Raw genomic sequence first — 17,192 nt, 5'->3', positions numbered from 1 at the left:
AGGAGACTGTTTGAAGCTATCGCTTTCGGATCTTGTTCGTTAGCTCCATCCCCGCCCACGGGGCCGATTCCGGCCGGGCGGAATCGATTGAGGGACGCGTCCGCACGGGGCGCGGGTCTTATCTCATGGACTACAACAACAGGAAATGAAGATGCATATACGCTTGGAAACAGTTGGCGACATCGCCGCCATCCGCGAGGTCGAATACGCGGCCTTCCGCAACCATCCCCAGCACGCTCCCGGAGCCGAACCCACCGAACACCTGATCGTCGACGCTCTGCGCGGATCGGGCCGTTTGAGTCTGTCGCTGGTGGCCGGATACCGTGGTGAAGTGGCGGGCCATGTGGCCCTGTCCCCGGCCTCCGTGGGCCGGGACGGGACGGGCTGGTACATGCTCGGCCCGGTGGGCGTTTCGCCCGACCGGCAGGGGCGGGGAGTCGGGTCCGCCCTGGTTCGGGAAGCCCTGGACATCATGCGGAATCGGAGCGTGTACGGCGTGGTCCTGGTCGGGGACCCGGCCTTTTACGGGCGGTTCGGCTTCCGCGGGCGGCCGGGGCTCATAATGGAAGGCGTGCCGCAGGAGTATGTCCTGGCCGTCTCCTTTGACGGACGGGAGCCCCAAGGGGCTATTTGTTCCGATCCGGCTTTCCTCGTGACCGCCGGGGAGTGATCGCGAACGGAGTTTGAATCAAGGAGCGGGCCGGGAGGTCCGCTCCTTTTTTGCGGGCAGCGGGTGACGGCGGGGCGACATCCACACGTTTTTCGCATCGGGACGTGCGCAAACCGCATTCCATGTGGTAGGAATGGGCTGGCAATGATGCCGTAAACCCACGGAGGCCCCATGAAGAAGCGAAGCCAGATCGTCCTGAGCCAATACAGCCCGCTAATGTCCGTGGATATGCCGCTGACCGATGCGCAAGGCGGGGCGGTGGAGGTCCCCCGGGTCTATTCTCTGTGCCGTTGCGGCGAGTCCGGGGCCAAGCCCATGTGCGACGGCTCCCACGCTAAAGTCGGTTTCGCGGGCACGCGCGAGGACTCGGCCAAGGGGCCGTTGGAATACTACGAGGGCGAGGAAATCACCATCGTCTACGACCGTTACATGTGCATGGGAGCCGGATTTTGCGGAGAGCTCGAAACCGTGTTCGGAACCCATGAAGCGCCCATCTACGAGCCGGACGGCGCGTCTGTGGAGGAAATCGTCGCCACCATCCGCAAGTGCCCGTCAGGCGCGTTGACCTACATGATCGAGGGTGTGCATTATACGAATTTCTTCGACAAGCCGGAGATCGTCATCGAGAGGAACGGACCGGTCCACACCCGGGGCGGCGTGGATCTGATCGACGACCAGCTTTCGGACAAACTGCTGCCCATGGCCGATCACTATGTCCTGTGCCGCTGCGGGGGGTCGAAAAAGAAGCCGCTGTGCGACGGCTCGCACGAGGAGAACGGGTTTCAAGGCTGATATCGGGAGGGGGCTCATCAATCCTTGCGTGTCGGGTGAATGGCTATTATCTTTCTCGCCGATCACCACCGGCCACGGCCGGGAAACCAAGGAGTATGTGCATGCAGCCCGCCACCGACAAAGACCTTCCGAAAATCGTCGACATATACAACTCCACGGTGCCAACGCGCCTGGCAACGGCCGATATCGAGCCGGTCAGCGTGGAATCCAAGCGGGCCTGGTTCAATAATCACGTGCCCGGCAAGCGGCCCATCATGGTCGAGCGCATCGACGGCGAGGTGGCGGCCTGGGTCAGTTTCGAGTCCTTTTACGGACGTCCGGCCTATGACCGTACCGCCGAGATCAGCATCTACATCGGGCCGGAATACCGGCGGCAGGGGCTGGGTAAGCGGCTGCTCAAGGAGTCCCTGGCCATGACCCCGGAGTTGGGCATCCGGTCCGTGGTGGCCTATATCTTTTCCCACAATGAAGGGTCCATGCGGCTGTTTCGTTCCTTCGGTTTCGAGACCTGGGGCGAGCTGCCGGACATCGCCGAGATGGACGGCAATCGCTACAGCCTGTCCATCCTGGGCAAACACGTCAATCCGTAAGCCGGTCTTTTGACGCCGTCCGCCTCAAAGCGTATCCTGGGCCGAAATCGACCGCTTGAGAGGGAGCACCCATGGACGTGAAGCCCAAGGCTGCCGGAAAGAGCAGCATCGACCACATCGATCAGGATCTCGCCTTCGACAACATCATGGTCGGATCGAGGGCCACGTACCTCGATCTCGGCTGCGGCGCTGGGAACTACACCCTGGCCCTGGCCCGTAGGCTGGGCGCGGGCTCCCTTGTCTATGCCCTGGACCTGTGGGAGGACGGCATCGCCGCCCTGGCCGAGAGCGCGCGCGAGGAAGGGCTGGGCAATGTCGAGCCCAAGGTGGCCGACCTCTCCAAGCCACTTAATCTGCCCACCGGCTCGGTGGACTCGGCGTTCATGGCGACCGTGCTGCACGACCTGCCCGAGGCGACCCGGCCCGGGCTCATGGAGGAGGTCTGCCGGGTGCTGGTGCCCGGCGGCGTCTTCGCGCTCATCGAGTTCAAGAAGTTCGCCCAGGGGCCGGGCCCGTCGGACCCGGACAAGCGCATCGGCCCGGAGGACGCCGATCGGCTGACCGCGCCCCACGGATTCGTCCGCGACGCGCTGGTCGATCTGGGCGAATTCACCTACCTCGCGCGCTATATCAAGAAGTAGTGCGCGGCCGGGAAGGGCGGCTAATCGATGAAGCCCTTCTCGCGCATGATCATTGGGTTGGCGAACCGCGCCATGCCGGTCTTCATCCGGCTGAAACCCTGCTTTTCGTAGAAGCCTTCCTTGCCGGGTGCGGCGTACAGGATGACGTTGCAGTCGCCCACGCCCTCCAGCACGGCGTCCATGATCCTGGTCCCGAGCCTGTGGCCCTGATATTCCGGGAGTACCGCGCAGTCGTAGACCGCCGCCTGATACGCGCCGTCCGATAGGGCCCGGCCGAAGCCGATCAGCCTGTCGCCGTCATAGACGAACACCGTGGTGTGGCTCGCGTTAAATGCCTTGGCGTGCACCTCGGGCGCGTGGTGAGCCATGCCGACCTCTTTCAGGATATCGGCGACGACCTGCCAGTCCACGCCCGCACAGGTGCTTTCAAAACGTAAATCCATTTATCTTCCTTGGTTATCCGTCATGCCCGGCAAAGAGCGGCTGGCGGCATTGTTCGTGGTCTTATTATCCTTCAAGCCGGGACAGGTATTCGTCCCTGGTCAGCCACAGTTCCTCCATCCGGTACATGTGCCAATGGTCGTGCATGAGGACGTGGCGGGCGAAGATGAACAGGCCGTACTGCTCGTATTCGGGATGGACGGCGGTCCGTTGCCAGTCCTCGGGGGAGACGTTCTTCAGCATATCGAGCTGTTGCTTACGCCCGGCCTTGAATCTGGTGATGATCTCTTCCACCGGAGGCAGGGGCGGCTTATCGGCCTTCTCCTCCTGATCCGGGATGAACGGCACGAACTCGGGCACGTCCTCGGTCAGGATGCGCCGCATCCGTTCCAACGCCATGGGCTGGACCTCGGCCAGGTGGGCGGCGTGTTCGCGTAGGGACCAGAATCCCTCCCTGCGTTTGCTGTCCAGGGACTCGGCCGGGATGGACCGGAGCAAATTCGGGAAGATGGTCATCGACCCTTCGAGGGCTTGGAGAATGGTTTTGACGGTCTGTTCCGAGGTATCGTTCATGGCGGCTTCCGTATTCCTTTGAGTCATTATGTGGAACATTTGGGGCCACGGCGCTCGCGGCTCCGGCATCAGTGCGTGCCCGGTAGGATGATATCCGAACAGACCGGAACTGCAACCCTTTTGGCCGCGAGAAGCGATCAATAATCTCGAGTTGCGCTATCAATATTCCTGAATCCTTGGTCCGACTCATCGGGGAAGTCGCCGGAAAAGATCAATCGGCTTCCCAGAACGCAACCGCGCCTCTTGGAAATGTATGCAACATGGTATCGAGCTTTTCGCAATCAACATGGTTGCGGAGAGCTCGGGCGACATCCCGTATCGCGTCTTCAGTCAGGAAGGAAAAATTATGTTCGGGACGCAACCGGCTGACCTCCGCAAGCATTTTCTCCCGCTCTTGAAACTCTTTCCGCTCTTCATCCGGATCCCAGTCGGCCACGAAAAGAGCCCTGATTCCCGCTGGCAGGAGATTGGAGAAGCGGATCGCATCCCCAAGGCTCAGTCTTCTCCTGAAAACGTTGAATACACCTTGCGCCGCCGTGTAGGCCATATGCCTTGTCTGGAAAGACGCATTCGTCTTCACCTCACCCAGAAAATCGGTAAAGACCATTGTCGCGATTTGATACTCTTGGGGATACGGCATTTGAATTTTTCCGCTTATAAACGTTGCGGTTAACGGGTCTATGCCCTGTTGGTTCCTCTCCAAGGGCCACTCGCGACAGAGGCGGCTGAATCGTCAGGCCGGAAGACGGGGGACAATCGGAGAATCCCCGTTACCGGCTTTGGATTTTTGCCGCCAGGGCGAGGGCTGCATTGCTCTATAACTATCCGTAGTAATTTATATTAGTGTTGTGCAGGTGGTGGGGTTCGCAAGGCTGGCGGAAGCTGTGTTCTCGGCAGGAAACGGCACTTCCCATGTTGAGGTTTACCTTACTTCACATATTTATTTATAATTTCATCTCTGATGCCCGTAGCCATGAGCGCTTCCAATGATTTCTGTATCTTCGCGAGAGTTGCCTTTGAAGTATTCTTGTTTGCTATCATGTAGTAACCACCCTCGTCAGCGAGAAAAAATGAGGTTTCAATCATTGAAGAGTCATATCCCAATTCCTTCAATTGATATGCCAGATCCAAGGGGTCTCCTGGGATAAGGTCGATTCGTTCCGCAATCAACATTTTCAATAATTGTATAGATTTGCTGACCAAATCATAGCTCTCGGTCGCAAAGCCATGGGAGATAAAGAACTGTTCAACGGACCCCCCCGAAAGGACTCCGGTACGATACTTCTTAATATCTTCTACATTGTTAATTTGTATGTCGGTTCGATGTCTCAGCTTATAAAGATATACTTTTCTTGGATGTAGGGGGCCAATCCATGCAAACAAATCTTCGCGTTGCGGAATTTTCGCTACGGTATAGAGCATAGTGTCAGGTGTTTTCTGCACAGTAAGAAAAGCTCTTTTGAAAGGATATATTACCAGCTCGTATTGAATGTCGGCATTCTGCAATGCAAGCTCTATCAATTCGGTACTGATTCCAACGATCTTGCCATCTTTACTGAAATTATATGGAGGCCAGTTGTCGACAAAGATAGTCAGTTTATGAGCTGTCGCGGTTGTCGTAAAACCAAGTAATAGGATGATTAGTAAAATCTTGAACGATTTCATCTTCCATTGACAGCTCATTCTTTTTTCACCCTTTCGATTAAGTTTCATCGTAGCGAGGTGGAACCGATAACCCGCTTTTTCGTTTCCTGGTATTAGACTTGAGCAGGTTCGGTTGTTAATGCTTATTGTCTTTTGATGGTAAGAAGCGTTTCAGAAGCATGTTAGCTTTTTTTCGCTTTAAATCATTTTTAACATAGTAAATTACTTGGAGCAATAAACTCGACATGATTTTCTGCCCCCTCCCCTTGGCTCCGCCCCACTGAACCAGAGTCTAAATCCTCCGCGCGATGTTCAGGCGGTATCTCGTGCATCTTCCGGCCGGGTTATATACGGGCCAAAGACTGTCAATCAGGCTTAACTCCGCATGAGAGTTTAAAAAATCGGTGCAAACTGGGTGCGCTATGGTGAACGCCAAATTCCGTTCCGCGCTGTCGAAAGGGGGGGAAGCGACAAGAAGGGCGGTCCGACCAAACTAAGCGTGGTCCATGGCTTTATGGGCGATGCCTTTTGGTTGCCGTAGGTCCGAACTCCTGACGGAGTTCGACGAGGCGGCGTGGTAAGAAAGCCAGGTCAGGCGGATGGAGAATTACGCGGGAACAGGGGGCGTTCTTGTAAAGACCACCCTGAATCGCACGCAGCCGACACGTATCAAGCGCGACGACGGTCCGGAATCCACTTCAAAGCCTTGGTCCAATGGACGCACACCTCGTTGGACTGGTTTATCCCAGATAGGGAAAACATGGTGATGTTCCAGCGTTTGTGTGGGGTTTCCACCTTCCCCGGTGGGAATAGGTTGGATAATATCGCTCGGCTACGACTTTTCAGCCTTACCTTGGAACGACAATTCCCCAAGATAACAAGACTTCCAGTACGCGGGCCATGGGCAGGCCGACCACGTTGGTGTAGGAACCGCGTATGGCCGTGACCAGGAAGGTGCCCACGCCCTGGATGGCGTAGGCCCCGGCCTTGTCCATGGGCTCGCCGGTCTCGATGTAGCTCATCAGTTCGGCTTCGGAGGACTGCCGCATGTCCACGTCCGTGCTCACGGCCTCGGACACGGTCTGGCCGTCGGGCAGGACCACGCAGAATCCGCTGACCACCTGGTGGGTCGCGCCGGACAGGGTGGTCAGCATCTCCAGGGCGTCGAGCTTGGACTGCGGCTTGCCCATGATCCGGTCACCCAGGACCACGGCGGTGTCCGCGCCGAGGATCGTCGCGCCCCGGAAGTGGGCGGCTACATCCAGTGTCTTGAGCTCGGCCATGCGCAGGACGTAGTGGGCGGGCGGCTCCCCCGGTTCGGGCAGGGGCTCCTCGAGCGGGCTCGGGCGCACGTCGAAGGTCAGCCCGAGGTCGGACAGAAGTTCGCGCCTGCGGGGTGAACCCGAGGCCAGGACAAGGGGGGAGCGGTTGTGGAAGGGGCCTTTTTGCATGCCCGGAATGTTCCCCATATCCCGGCCCGCGTCAACGACGGACTCTTGACGGCGGAGCGGGTTCCTCTCCGAAAGGAGCGTTCACGAACCGACGCTCGTTGTAACTTCTCCGGTTATTCCGGGCGATTGTCTTCGTGGCAGGTTTTTTGCTTCATACCGTGCGCGCGGGAATTACAGACCGTGCGTGCGAGAACGCGGGAGCGACAATGCAGAAGACGGATACGAAAATAGACTCGGGATTCACCTCGTTCCACCAGATGGAAGGGGAGGACCCGGCCCGTGGGGCGAACGACTGGGCCGTGCCCTGGTCCGACCTGATGATGGTTATGTTCGTGCTCTTCGCCGTGCTGTTCATCTACGCCAGCACCCGGCAGGACGTGAAAATATTGTTCAGCAGGCAGACGGCGGAGAAGGCCCAGTCGGCCAACGCGCTCGATCCGCTTATCGGGCTCATCGGGCAGATCGCCAGCCGGACCGCAACCGGCGGGTCCCAGGACGTGGTCCGCATGGCCGAGAACGAGGTCCTGTACCGCTCACGGACCAACGGCATCACCGTGGTCCGCGAGGCTCGGGGGAGGGTGCGCGTGACCCTGCGCGGCGACCTGTTCTTCGACGGCAATTCCGGGCAACTCAAGCCCGAGTCCGCCGCCTACCTCGACGAGATCGGGGACCTGGTCCGGCTGAGCGTGGGGCTGGTCCACGTCATCGGATTCGCGGACCAGAGCGAGGCGCAGGGGGCGCAGAGCTTCACCCTGTCGTCCGAACGCGCGACGGGGGTGGCCGACCAGCTTATCAACCGCATCGGCATCGAACCCAAGCGGCTGGTGGTTACCGGCCGGGGAGCGTACCAGCCCGAGCTGCCGGACACCTCGGCGGCCAACCAGACCCTGAACCGGCGGGTCGAAATCGTCATTTCCAACAACAGCTGATCGATCGGAGGCATTCATGGGTAGAAAAAATTTCATCGGCATCGGCCTGAGCCTGACCATTTTCGCGGGCAGCTTCCTGCTCACCGGAGCGGCCGGGGCGTATTTCAATCTGGCGGCCTTTCTGGTCGTCATTTCCGGCCTGACAGCGGCCATGCTCATCAGCTACCCGGTGGGGCACGTCAAAAACGCCTTTGCCGTGGCCAGGAACGTCTACGCCAACGGCCGGACCACGGCCGAGGAGATCGTCAACACCCTGCTCGACCTGTCGGTCAAGTCCAAGGTGGACGGCGTGCTCTCCCTGGAACGTTCGGCCAACAAGGCGACCAGCTCGTTCCTGAAGAGCGGCCTTTGCCTGCTGGTGGACAACTACAAGGAGGACGAGATCCGCGAGTGCCTGAATGCGGAGATGGCCTTCTTCAATCTGCGCCGCCAGCAGAGCGAGCGTTTTTTCCAGACCCTGGCCCGCACGGCCCCGGCCTTTGGCGTGGCCGGTTCGGTCATCGGGCTCATCGGCCTGCTCATGGGCATCAACGACACCGCCGTGATCCTCAAGAATATCCCGGTGGCCTTCATTTCCACCCTGTACGGTCTGATCCTGTCCCACCTGGTGTTCTCGCCCATTGCGGAGAACATCAATTATTCCACCAGGGCCGAGCTGCTCAATCAGAAACTGGTCATGGAGGGCATCGTGGCCATCAGCAAGGAGCAGAACTCCTACAAGCTCGAGCGCAAGCTGGCCTCGTTCCTGTCGCCCGCCGAGCGCGAGGGCAAGACCGAGACCCTGCGCCGCATCACCCGCAAGTACGTGCAGCGCAAGCACCAGCCCGTGGAACTTGCCGACATGGCGGAATCGGCCGGAACGTCCGGCCAGGACGGCATGGAAAAGGCCAGCGAGGCGGCCTGATAGAAACGGGCCGCTGAAGCGGTCGATTCAGCTGGGAAAGGGGCCTTCGGGCTCCTTTTTTTTTCGGCCGTTTGTGATAGGGTGCGTTCCACGGAGGAGAAGGGCGCATGGCCAAGATTCTGGCCGCCGACATCGGCGGCACCAACAGTCGGTTCGCTTTGTTCGAGGCGCGGGGCAAGGGCCTCGAAATGCTGGATTCCATTTGGCTGGAAACCCACGGAGCGCGGACGTTTCCCGAGCTCGTCGAGCAGCTTTGGGACAGCGATTTCCCGGTGCGGCCGGGCTCGTTCAGCGCCGCCGTCCTGGCCCCGGCCGGGGCCGTGTACCACGGTGTCACCTGTCCGCATCTGCCCAACGCGCCGTGGGGCATCGACCTGCGCGAGGTGGACTTCGGCACGCCCGCCGTGCGCCTGATCAACGATTTTTCGGCCCAGGCCTATGCCTGCCGCACCTCGGCCGTGGACGACGCCCTGGTCATCCAGGCCGGAGAGTCGGTTGAGAGCGAGACCATCGGCGTCATCGGGGCCGGAACCGGGCTGGGCTATTCCGCGCTGCTCAAGACCGGCGGCACGTGGACGGCCCTGCCGTCCGAGGGTGGGCACATGGCCTTTCCCTTTGTCGGGCTCAAGGAGGCCGAATACTCGGAGTTCAACCGTATGGAGAGCGGACGCAACTGGCCGGAGGGCGACTCCGTGGTTACCGGGCTGGGGTTGCAACTGGTGCACCGCTTCCTGACCGGCGAGAACCTCACCCCCAAGGAGATTTCCGCCAAGCTGAGCCCGGACAGCGAGACCGCCCGGTGGTATGCCCGGTTCTACGCCAGAGCGTGCCGCAACTGGGCCATCGGGCTGATGACCACCGGCGGCCTGTTCATAGCGGGCGGGGTGGCGGCCAAGAATCCCATGCTGGTGCGGATTCCCGAGTTCATGGAGGAGTTCCACAACTCGCACGTGTACCAGGATTTCCTGCATACCGTTCCGGTCAAACTCAACGCCAACGAGGCGAGCGGACTGTTCGGCGCGGCCTTTTTCGGCGCGCAGATGCTGGCCGGTCACAGCGAGGGCGCATGAGCCGGGGGGCGGCCAGAAAGATACTTGTCGCGGCCTGTCTGGCCGGGCTCGTGGCCGCCTATTTCCTGTTCGATCTCGGCCGTTTCTTCTCCCTGGACTACCTCAAGCAGTCGCGCGAACAATTCCGGAACCTCTACGAGGTCCACACCTTCCTGGTACTCGGCGCGTATTTCCTCATATATGTGACCGTGGCCGCCTTGGGGCTGCCCGCCGCGACCGTGGTCACCCTGGCGGGCGGGGCGCTGTTCGGCTTGTGGGTCGGCGTGGTCGTGGTCTCGCTGGCCAGCACCCTGGGGGCGTGCCTGGCCTTTCTGGTGTCGCGCTACGTGCTGCGGGATTCGGTCCGGCGCAGGTTCGGCGACAAGCTTTCGCGCATCGACCGGGGCGTGGAGGAGGAGGGGATCTTCTACCTCTTCACCCTGCGGCTCATCCCGATCTTTCCCTTTTTCGTGGTCAACGCGCTCATGGGGCTTACGCCCATGCGCCTGCTTTCCTACGCCTGGGTCTCCCAGGTGGGCATGCTGCCGGCCACGGTGGTCTACGTCAACGCGGGCAAGGAGCTCGGGCGGCTCGATTCCCTGTCCGGGCTGCTTTCCCCGAGCCTGATCCTGTCCTTCGCCGCGTTGGGGCTTTTCCCGCTGGCGGTGAAGAAGGCGCTCGGCTGGTACCGGAAGCGGAGGAACAATGGCTGAATACGACTATGACATCGGCGTGATCGGCGGTGGGGCGGCCGGGCTGACCGTGGCCTCCGGGGCCGCCCAACTCGGCGTGAAGACCGTGCTCATCGAGCGCAGGCCCTCGCTCGGTGGTGACTGCCTGCATACCGGCTGCGTACCGAGCAAGACCCTTATCCGCACGGCGGCGGTCTATCACGACATGCGCCGCGCGGCGCGCTACGGCCTGCCCGAGGTGGATTTGCCGCCCGTGGACATGGGGTCGGTCAACCGCCGCATCCAGGAAGTCATTGCGGCCATCCAGAAGCACGATTCCGAGGAGCGGTTCTGCGGGCTGGGCGTCAAGGTCCTTTTCGGCGAGGCGCGTTTCGAGGACGAGCATGTGGTCGACTGTTCGGGCGAGCGGCTGTCCGCCCGGTTCTGGGTCCTGGCCACGGGCTCCAGCCCGGCCGCGCCGCCCATCGACGGGCTTGAGGACGTGGACTACCTGACCAACGAGGACCTCTTCAGCCTGGACAGGCTGCCCGGTTCCCTGGCCGTCATCGGCGGCGGCCCCATCGGCTGTGAGATGGCCCAGGCCTTCGCCCGTCTCGGGACCAGGGTGACCATCGTACAGCGCAACTGCCAGCTGCTGCCGTTGGAAGACGAGGACATGGCCGAGGTGGTTCGGGGCGCGCTCGAGGCCGAGGGCGTGACCGTGGAGCTGTGCGCGGCCACCTCCGGGGTGCGCCGGGTCAACGGCGAGGTGGAAATCGTCTTCACCCGCAACGGCAGGCCGCATACGGTCCGGGCCGAAAAGCTGCTCGTGGCCGCCGGGCGCATGCCGCGCGTGGAGGGCCTCGGGCTGGAGAACTGCGGAGTGGAGTTGGCCGGGCGCGGGGTCAAGGTGGACGCGCGCCTGCGCACCACGCAAAAACACATTTTCGCCTGCGGCGACGTGCTCGGGCGCTACCTGTTCACCCATGCCGCCGGATACGAGGGCTCCATCGTCCTGTCCAACGCGGTCTTTCGGCTGCCGCGCAAGGCGGACTATTCAAAGCTTCCCTGGTGCACCTACACCGACCCGGAGTTGGCCAGCGTGGGCATGAACGAGAAGCGCGCAGCGGCCGCGGGCGTGGAGTACAGGGTCTGGGAGGAGCCCTTTGCGGACAACGACCGAGCCCGGGCCGAAGGGCGGATCGACGGCAAGGTCAAGCTCATCCTCGACCACAGGGAGAAGCCGCTGGGCGCGCAGGTCGTCGGACTCCATGCGGGCGAGTTGGCCGGGCAGTGGACCACCGCCCTGGGCGGCGGGGTGAAGCTGTCCGCCCTGGCCTCCACGGTCATGCCGTATCCCACCCTGGCCGAAATCAACAAGCGCGTGGCGGGGCGCGTCCTGTCCGCCAAACTGTTCTCGCCAAGGGTCCGCAAGGCGCTCTCTTTCCTCTTTGATTACAAAGGCAGGGCCTGCACCCTTGATTAATTGTCCGGACACGGGTACGAAGCCCGACGTTCCGACATCGCGCAAGGAGAATTCCCCCATGGTAGACAAGAGCCGATACCAGAAGATGTTTCCGGTTTCCTGGGAACAATTGCACCGCGACTGCCGCGCATTGTCCTGGCGGCTGGTGGAAAGGGGCCCGTGGAAGGGCATCCTGGCCATCACCCGGGGCGGGCTGGTCCCCGCGGCCATCATCGCCCGGGAGCTGGACATCCACCTCATCGACACCATCTGCCTGTCCTCGTACAACTGGAAGGACCAGGGCGAGGCCAGCATCCTCAAGGGCGTGGACTGCGAAGGCGAGGGCTGGCTGCTCATCGACGACCTCGTGGACACGGGCAAAACCGCAAAGATCGCTCGCGACATGGTCCCCAAGGCTCACTTCGCCACGGTCTACGCCAAGCCCGCCGGACGCCCCACGGTGGACACCTTCATAACCGAGGTCAGCCAGGACACCTGGATACTCTTTCCCTGGGACGCCGGCACCCAGTTCGTGGAACCTATCGTCCAGGTCTCGGAATAGGTTTTCGGGCAAAATAAATAACGTTATATTGCAGGTCGCTAGCGCCGCCTCAGCGAAATTGGGTCTTGCCCGATACTGGTAGCTGAGATATGCGTTTTTGATATTTAACCGCTAACGGAGAGGTCCTCATGAAGAAACTGCTGAAACTGATTGGTTTGCCCGCGGCCCTGCTGCTGGCGCTGTCCCTTTTCGCCTGCGGTGAAGCCCCGCAGGAAGAGAAAAAGGCCGAGGAGCCCGCCAAGACTGAAGAGGCCCAGGCCACCGCGCCCGCCGAAGAGCCCAAGGTCCTCAAGGCCGGTTTCATCTACGTCTCCCCGGTGGGCGACGCCGGTTACTCCTACGCTCACGATCTCGGCCGCCAGGCCGTGGCCGCGCTGCCCGACGTGACCACCAAGTTCGCCGAGTCGGTGCCCGAAGGCGCGGACTCCGAACGCGTGCTGCGGAACATGGCCCGCGAGGGAATGGACGTCATTTTCGCCACCAGCTTCGGCTACATGGACCCGGTCATGAAGGTTGCCAAGGAATTTCCGGACACCAAGTTCATGCACTGCTCCGGTTTCAAGAAGGGCGCCAACGTCAGCAACTACTTCGGCCGCATCTACCAGGCCCGTTATCTGACCGGCCTGATCGCCGGTTCCATGACCAAGAGCAACAAGCTCGGCTACGTGGCCGCCTTCCCCATCCCCGAGGTCATTCGCGGCATCAACGCCTTCACCATCGGCGCCCGCCAGGCGAACCCGGATGTCAAGGTTCACGTGGTCTGGACCAAGACCTGGTATGACCCGGCGCTGGAAAAGGACGCCGCCAAGTCCCTGCTGGACGCCGGTTGCGACGTCATCACCCAGCATCAGGACTCCCCGGCGGCCCAGGAGGCGGCCCAGGAAGCAGGGGCCTACGCCATCGGTTACAATTCCGACATGGCCTCCTTCGCGCCCAAGGCCAACCTGACCTCCGCCATCTGGAACTGGGGCCCCATGTACGTGAAGACCATCGAGGAAGTCCGCAACGGCACCTGGAAGGGCGACCAGTCCATGTGGTGGTCCATGCAGGACGGCGTGGTCGACATCGCGCCCATGGGCTCCATGGTCCCGGACGATGTCAAGTCCATGGTCAACGCCAAGAAGGCCGAGCTCATGGCAGGCAACGACACCGTGTTCACCGGTCCGCTGAAGAACCAGGCCGGTGAAGTGGTCATCGCCGAGGGCACCACCCCGGATGACGGCGCGCTGCTCGGCATGGACTGGTTCGTGGAAGGCGTGGTCGGCACCACCAACTAGATCGGGTACCGTGCTGAAGATCAGAAAAAGAGATGAACCCTGGAAGTGGGGCGCCCTGGTTGTTTTCCTGGGCGCCCTGCTCTTTTCCCTTGTGCTCAGCGCCCTGTTGCTCAAGGGCCAGGGCAAGGACGCCCTGTACGGCATGACCGTGCTGTGGCAGGGAAGTTTCGGCAATGTCTGGTCCATCGAGGACGTGCTCCTCAAGGCCATCCCGCTGTTCCTCTGCTCGCTGGGCGTGGCCGTGGCCTTCCGCATGCAGATATGGAACATCGGAGCCGAAGGGCAGTTCGCCCTGGGGGCCATCGGAGCCACCTGGATGGCCCTGGCCTTTCCCGACCTGCCCCGGTACGCGCTCCTGCCGCTCATGTTCATCATGGCCTTCATCCTGGGCGGCATCTGGGCGCTGATCCCGGCCGTGCTCCGGCTGAAGCTGCGGGTCAACGAGATCATTTCGACATTGATGCTCAACTACATCGCCATCCTGCTCCTGGACTATCTGGTCTTCGGCGTATGGAAGGATCCGGCGAGCTTCGGCTTCCCCATGACCCCCGAGTTCACGCAAGGGGCGATCATCCCGGGCATCGCGGGCAGCCGCGTGCACTGGGGCATAGTCTTCTGCGTGGTCGTGGGCATCGGGTTGTGGGGCTTCATGCGTTTCACCCGGATCGGCTTCGAGCTGAAAGCCAGCGGCGAGGGCGCGCGCGTGGCCCGCTACGCCAAGATCCGCTACGGCATGCTCGTCCTGCTGGTCATGGGCCTTTCCGGCGGGTTCGCCGGCTGGGCCGGATGCGTGGAGACCTCGGCCGTGCTCAACCGGCTGCAGCCCTCCCTCATGGTCGGCTACGGCTACACCGCCATCGTGGTCGCCTGGCTGGCCCGGCTGGAGCCGCTGAACATCGCCTTCGCTTCCTTCCTCCTGGCCGCGCTACGGGTCGGGGTGGAGAACATGCAGCTCAAATTGCAGATCCCGGCGGCCTTCGGGACGATCATGGAGGGCATCATCCTGCTCACCGTGCTGGCCGGGCAGTTTTTCCTGACCTACAAACTGGTCCGCAAGCCGAGGCAGGAGTAGGCCATGTGGGATTTCCTCATACCGCTGTTCGCGGCCACGGTGCAGTCCGGCACCCCCATCCTGTACGCCACCCTGGGCGAGATGATGACCGAGAAGGGCGGGGTGCTCAATCTCGGCGTTGAAGGTATGATGGCCGTGTCCGCCCTGGCCGCTTTCTGGGTCAGCTTCATGACCGGCTCGCCGTGGCTCGGCTTCCTGGCGGGCGGCTTCGCCGGGATGGTCATGGCTTCCCTGCACGCCTTTGTCTGCGTCTCCTGCCTGGGCAACCAGGTGGTCTCCGGCCTGGCCCTGACCATCCTGGGCGGCGGGCTGACCCATTTCCTCGGCGTACCGTACGTCGGCCTGGCCGCGCCCGGCTTCGACCCGTTTGATTTTCCGCTGCTCTCGCAGATTCCGGTCCTGGGCGAAATTTTCTTCAAGCACGACATGCTGGTCTACGTCTCCTTCGTGATTCCGGTCGTGTTCTGGTTCTTCTTCAAACGGACCAGCCTCGGCCTGCACGTAGCTGCCACGGGCGAGATGCCCGCCGCAGCCGCCGCAGCGGGGCTGAAGCCCATCCGGCTGCGCTATTTCGCGGTCATCGCGGGCGGGTTCCTGGTCGGCCTCGGCGGGGCGTATCTGTCGCTCGCCTACACCCACCTGTGGACCAACGGCTTGTCCGGCGGACGCGGCTGGATCGCGGTGGCCCTGGTCATCTTCGCCTTCTGGCGTCCGGGCCGGGCCGTGGTCGGCGCGTACCTTTTCGGCGGGGTCATGGCCTTCCAGTTGCGGCTTCAGGCCGCAGGCACGCACCTGCCGTCCTCCCTGCTGCTCATGCTGCCGTATCTGCTGACCATCCTGGTCCTGATCTTGTCCGCCTGGCGGGGCCGCCGCATCGACGCGCCCGCCGCACTGGGCACCAACATCGAGCCGGAGGGGTAGGGCGATGACAGACCAGATGTTCGTCCGGCCGGTGCGCACCCGACCCATCCCAGAGGGCACGCGGCCTCTGGTCGGCCTCAAAGGGCTGACCAAGCGGTTCGGCAAGGTCCTGGCCAACGACGCCATCACCCTGGACGTCTACCCGGGCCGCATCAAGGCGCTGCTCGGCGAGAACGGCGCGGGCAAGTCGACCATGATGTCCATGCTTGCCGGCCGCTACAAGCCGGACGAGGGGTACATCGAAGTGGACGGCGAGCCCGTGCGCTTCACCTCCTCCAAGGACGCCATCCGGGCGGGCATCGGCATGGTCTACCAGCACTTTATGCTCGTGGACTCCATGACCGTGGCCGAGAACGTCCTGCTCGGCCAGGAAGGGGGCTTCTTCGTCTCCCCGCACGAGATGGAGCGGCGCGTCAGCGATCTGGCCGAGCGCTACGGGCTGAAAATCGACCCGGGCGCGCGCATCTGCGAGCTGTCCATGGGCGAGCGCCAGCTGGTGGAGATCCTCAAGCTTTTGTACCGCGAGAGCCGCATCCTCATCTTCGACGAGCCCACGGCGGTCCTCACCCCGGAGGAGACCCGCAATCTTTTCGAGGCGTTGTGGCGTATGACCGAGCAGGGCAAGGCGATCATCTTCATCTCGCACAAGCTGGAGGAGGTCATCGCCCTGGCCGATGAGATCGCCATCCTGCGGCGCGGCCGCATCGAGGGCGAATTGGACCCGGAATCCATCGAGTCCAAGGCGGATCTGGCCTCGCGCATGGTCGGCAAGGAGGTCCTGCTCGAGGTGGACCGCCAGCCCGCCGAGATCGGCGACAAGGTCCTGGAGGTCAAGAACCTGACCGGGCTCGGTCTGACCGAGGTGGATTTGGATGTGCGCCGGGGCGAGATCGTGGCCCTCGTGGGCGTGGCGGGCAACGGCCAGAAGGCGCTGGTCGAGGCTGTCACCGGCCTGACCAAACCGCCCCTGGACACGGTCTTCATCATGGGCAAGCCGTGGCGCAAGTTCTTCGCCGAATCCACCTGGAACCGGTCCATGTGCTACATCCCCGAGGACCGGCTCGGCCTGGCCACGCTGCCCAACCAGAACCTGGTGGACAACCTGCTTTTGACCACCCGCAAGGGGTTCGCCAAGGGTTTGTGGCTGGACAAGAAGAAGGCCGCCAAGCACACGACCCGACTCATCGAGAAGTTCGACATCCGGCCCGGCCGCATCCACGCCCTGGCCTGGCAGCTGTCCGGCGGCAACCTGCAGAAGGCCGTCTTGGCCCGCGAGCTCTACCGCGAGCCCAAGCTCATCGTGGCCGAACAGCCCACCCAGGGGCTGGACGTGTCCGCAACCGAGGAGGTCTGGAAGCGGTTGCTCGAGACCCGGTCCATGGCCGGGGTGCTCCTGGTCACCGGCGATCTTAACGAGGCACTGCAACTGGCCGACCGCGTGGCGGTCATCTACCGGGGCAAGATCCTGGGCGTCCTGGACAACTCGGACAAGGACGTCGCCCGCAAGGTCGGCCCGCTCATGGCCGGTATCGTCGACTAG

The 17,192-nt window shown here is 62.2% G+C and carries 19 protein-coding genes; 14 read left to right on the top strand and 5 right to left on the bottom strand.

All coding sequences use genetic code 11. The features are described from left to right. The first annotated feature begins 151 nt into the window (after window positions 1-151). The 4 genes from ACR42D_RS09775 (at window position 152) to ACR42D_RS09760 (ending at window position 2,693) form a co-directional block, all read left to right on the top strand. Window positions 152-670 carry a GNAT family N-acetyltransferase gene (locus tag ACR42D_RS09775; protein WP_484566622.1) on the top strand — a complete coding sequence of 173 codons (519 nt, stop codon included), beginning with the start codon at window positions 152-154 and terminating at the stop codon, window positions 668-670. Between the two features lie 171 nt (window positions 671-841). Continuing rightward, entirely contained in the window at window positions 842-1,462 is a 621-nt protein-coding gene (locus ACR42D_RS09770; RefSeq protein ID WP_484566621.1) for a CDGSH iron-sulfur domain-containing protein, read from the top strand. A gap of 101 nt (window positions 1,463-1,563) precedes the next feature. Then, a complete protein-coding gene (locus tag ACR42D_RS09765) occupies window positions 1,564-2,052 on the top strand; it encodes an N-acetyltransferase family protein (protein ID WP_484566620.1) in 489 nt (162 codons plus the stop codon). Between the two features lie 71 nt (window positions 2,053-2,123). Next, a complete protein-coding gene (locus ACR42D_RS09760) occupies window positions 2,124-2,693 on the top strand; it encodes a class I SAM-dependent methyltransferase (protein ID WP_484566619.1) in 570 nt (189 codons plus the stop codon). A 20-nt stretch (window positions 2,694-2,713) separates the two neighbouring features. Here the strand turns inward: ACR42D_RS09760 and ACR42D_RS09755 are convergent, their stop codons facing one another. The 5 genes from ACR42D_RS09755 to ACR42D_RS09735 all read right to left on the bottom strand — a co-directional run bounded on the left by ACR42D_RS09755 (window position 2,714) and on the right by ACR42D_RS09735 (window position 6,802). Next, a complete protein-coding gene (locus ACR42D_RS09755; protein WP_484566618.1) occupies window positions 2,714-3,136 on the bottom strand; it encodes a GNAT family N-acetyltransferase in 423 nt (140 codons plus the stop codon). A 64-nt stretch (window positions 3,137-3,200) separates the two neighbouring features. Then, a complete protein-coding gene (locus ACR42D_RS09750) occupies window positions 3,201-3,707 on the bottom strand; it encodes a DinB family protein (protein ID WP_484566617.1) in 507 nt (168 codons plus the stop codon). A gap of 211 nt (window positions 3,708-3,918) precedes the next feature. After that, a complete protein-coding gene (locus tag ACR42D_RS09745) occupies window positions 3,919-4,347 on the bottom strand; it encodes a DUF2267 domain-containing protein (RefSeq protein WP_484566616.1) in 429 nt (142 codons plus the stop codon). A 287-nt stretch (window positions 4,348-4,634) separates the two neighbouring features. Next, window positions 4,635-5,372 carry a substrate-binding periplasmic protein gene (locus tag ACR42D_RS09740; protein WP_484566615.1) on the bottom strand — a complete coding sequence of 246 codons (738 nt, stop codon included), beginning with the start codon at window positions 5,370-5,372 and terminating at the stop codon, window positions 4,635-4,637. An 827-nt stretch (window positions 5,373-6,199) separates the two neighbouring features. Further along, window positions 6,200-6,802, bottom strand: a complete 603-nt coding sequence (locus ACR42D_RS09735; RefSeq protein ID WP_484566614.1) for a Maf family protein — start codon at window positions 6,800-6,802, stop codon at window positions 6,200-6,202. A gap of 206 nt (window positions 6,803-7,008) precedes the next feature. Here ACR42D_RS09735 and ACR42D_RS09730 point away from each other — a divergent pair, with 206 nt between their 5' ends. The 10 genes from ACR42D_RS09730 to ACR42D_RS09685 all read left to right on the top strand — a co-directional run bounded on the left by ACR42D_RS09730 (window position 7,009) and on the right by ACR42D_RS09685 (window position 17,192). Further along, entirely contained in the window at window positions 7,009-7,731 is a 723-nt protein-coding gene (locus ACR42D_RS09730) for an OmpA/MotB family protein (protein ID WP_484566613.1), read from the top strand. Between the two features lie 16 nt (window positions 7,732-7,747). Continuing rightward, window positions 7,748-8,635 carry a motility protein A gene (locus ACR42D_RS09725; protein ID WP_484566612.1) on the top strand — a complete coding sequence of 296 codons (888 nt, stop codon included), beginning with the start codon at window positions 7,748-7,750 and terminating at the stop codon, window positions 8,633-8,635. A 107-nt stretch (window positions 8,636-8,742) separates the two neighbouring features. Next, window positions 8,743-9,705: a glucokinase gene (locus tag ACR42D_RS09720; RefSeq protein ID WP_484566611.1), complete on the top strand. Its 963-nt coding sequence runs from the start codon at window positions 8,743-8,745 to the stop codon at window positions 9,703-9,705. Then, window positions 9,702-10,397 carry a TVP38/TMEM64 family protein gene (locus ACR42D_RS09715; RefSeq protein WP_484566610.1) on the top strand — a complete coding sequence of 232 codons (696 nt, stop codon included), beginning with the start codon at window positions 9,702-9,704 and terminating at the stop codon, window positions 10,395-10,397. The genes ACR42D_RS09720 and ACR42D_RS09715 overlap by 4 nt, the downstream gene beginning before the upstream one ends. Beyond that, window positions 10,390-11,841 (top strand): dihydrolipoyl dehydrogenase family protein, encoded by a 1,452-nt coding sequence (locus ACR42D_RS09710; protein ID WP_484566609.1) that lies wholly within the window; start codon window positions 10,390-10,392, stop codon window positions 11,839-11,841. Before ACR42D_RS09715 ends, ACR42D_RS09710 begins: the two co-directional genes overlap by 8 nt. Before the next feature lie 58 nt (window positions 11,842-11,899). Then, a complete protein-coding gene (gpt, locus tag ACR42D_RS09705) occupies window positions 11,900-12,382 on the top strand; it encodes a xanthine phosphoribosyltransferase (RefSeq protein ID WP_484566608.1) in 483 nt (160 codons plus the stop codon). Window positions 12,383-12,510: 128 nt separating this feature from the next. Next, window positions 12,511-13,659, top strand: coding sequence for a BMP family ABC transporter substrate-binding protein (locus ACR42D_RS09700; protein WP_484566607.1), 1,149 nt, complete (start codon window positions 12,511-12,513; stop codon window positions 13,657-13,659). 10 nt (window positions 13,660-13,669) lie between these two features. After that, on the top strand, window positions 13,670-14,731 hold the full coding sequence (locus ACR42D_RS09695) for an ABC transporter permease (protein WP_484566606.1): 1,062 nt from the start codon (window positions 13,670-13,672) through the stop codon (window positions 14,729-14,731). 3 nt (window positions 14,732-14,734) lie between these two features. Next, window positions 14,735-15,652 (top strand): ABC transporter permease, encoded by a 918-nt coding sequence (locus ACR42D_RS09690; RefSeq protein WP_484566605.1) that lies wholly within the window; start codon window positions 14,735-14,737, stop codon window positions 15,650-15,652. Between the two features lie 4 nt (window positions 15,653-15,656). Then, window positions 15,657-17,192, top strand: coding sequence for an ABC transporter ATP-binding protein (locus ACR42D_RS09685; RefSeq protein ID WP_484566604.1), 1,536 nt, complete (start codon window positions 15,657-15,659; stop codon window positions 17,190-17,192).

Origin of the sequence: Pseudodesulfovibrio sp. lm2024 (assembly GCF_051175575.1) — a bacterium.
In the GTDB taxonomy this organism is placed as follows: Bacteria; Desulfobacterota; Desulfovibrionia; order Desulfovibrionales; family Desulfovibrionaceae; genus Pseudodesulfovibrio; species Pseudodesulfovibrio caledoniensis.
This window is presented reverse-complemented; position numbering and strand designations above follow the sequence as displayed.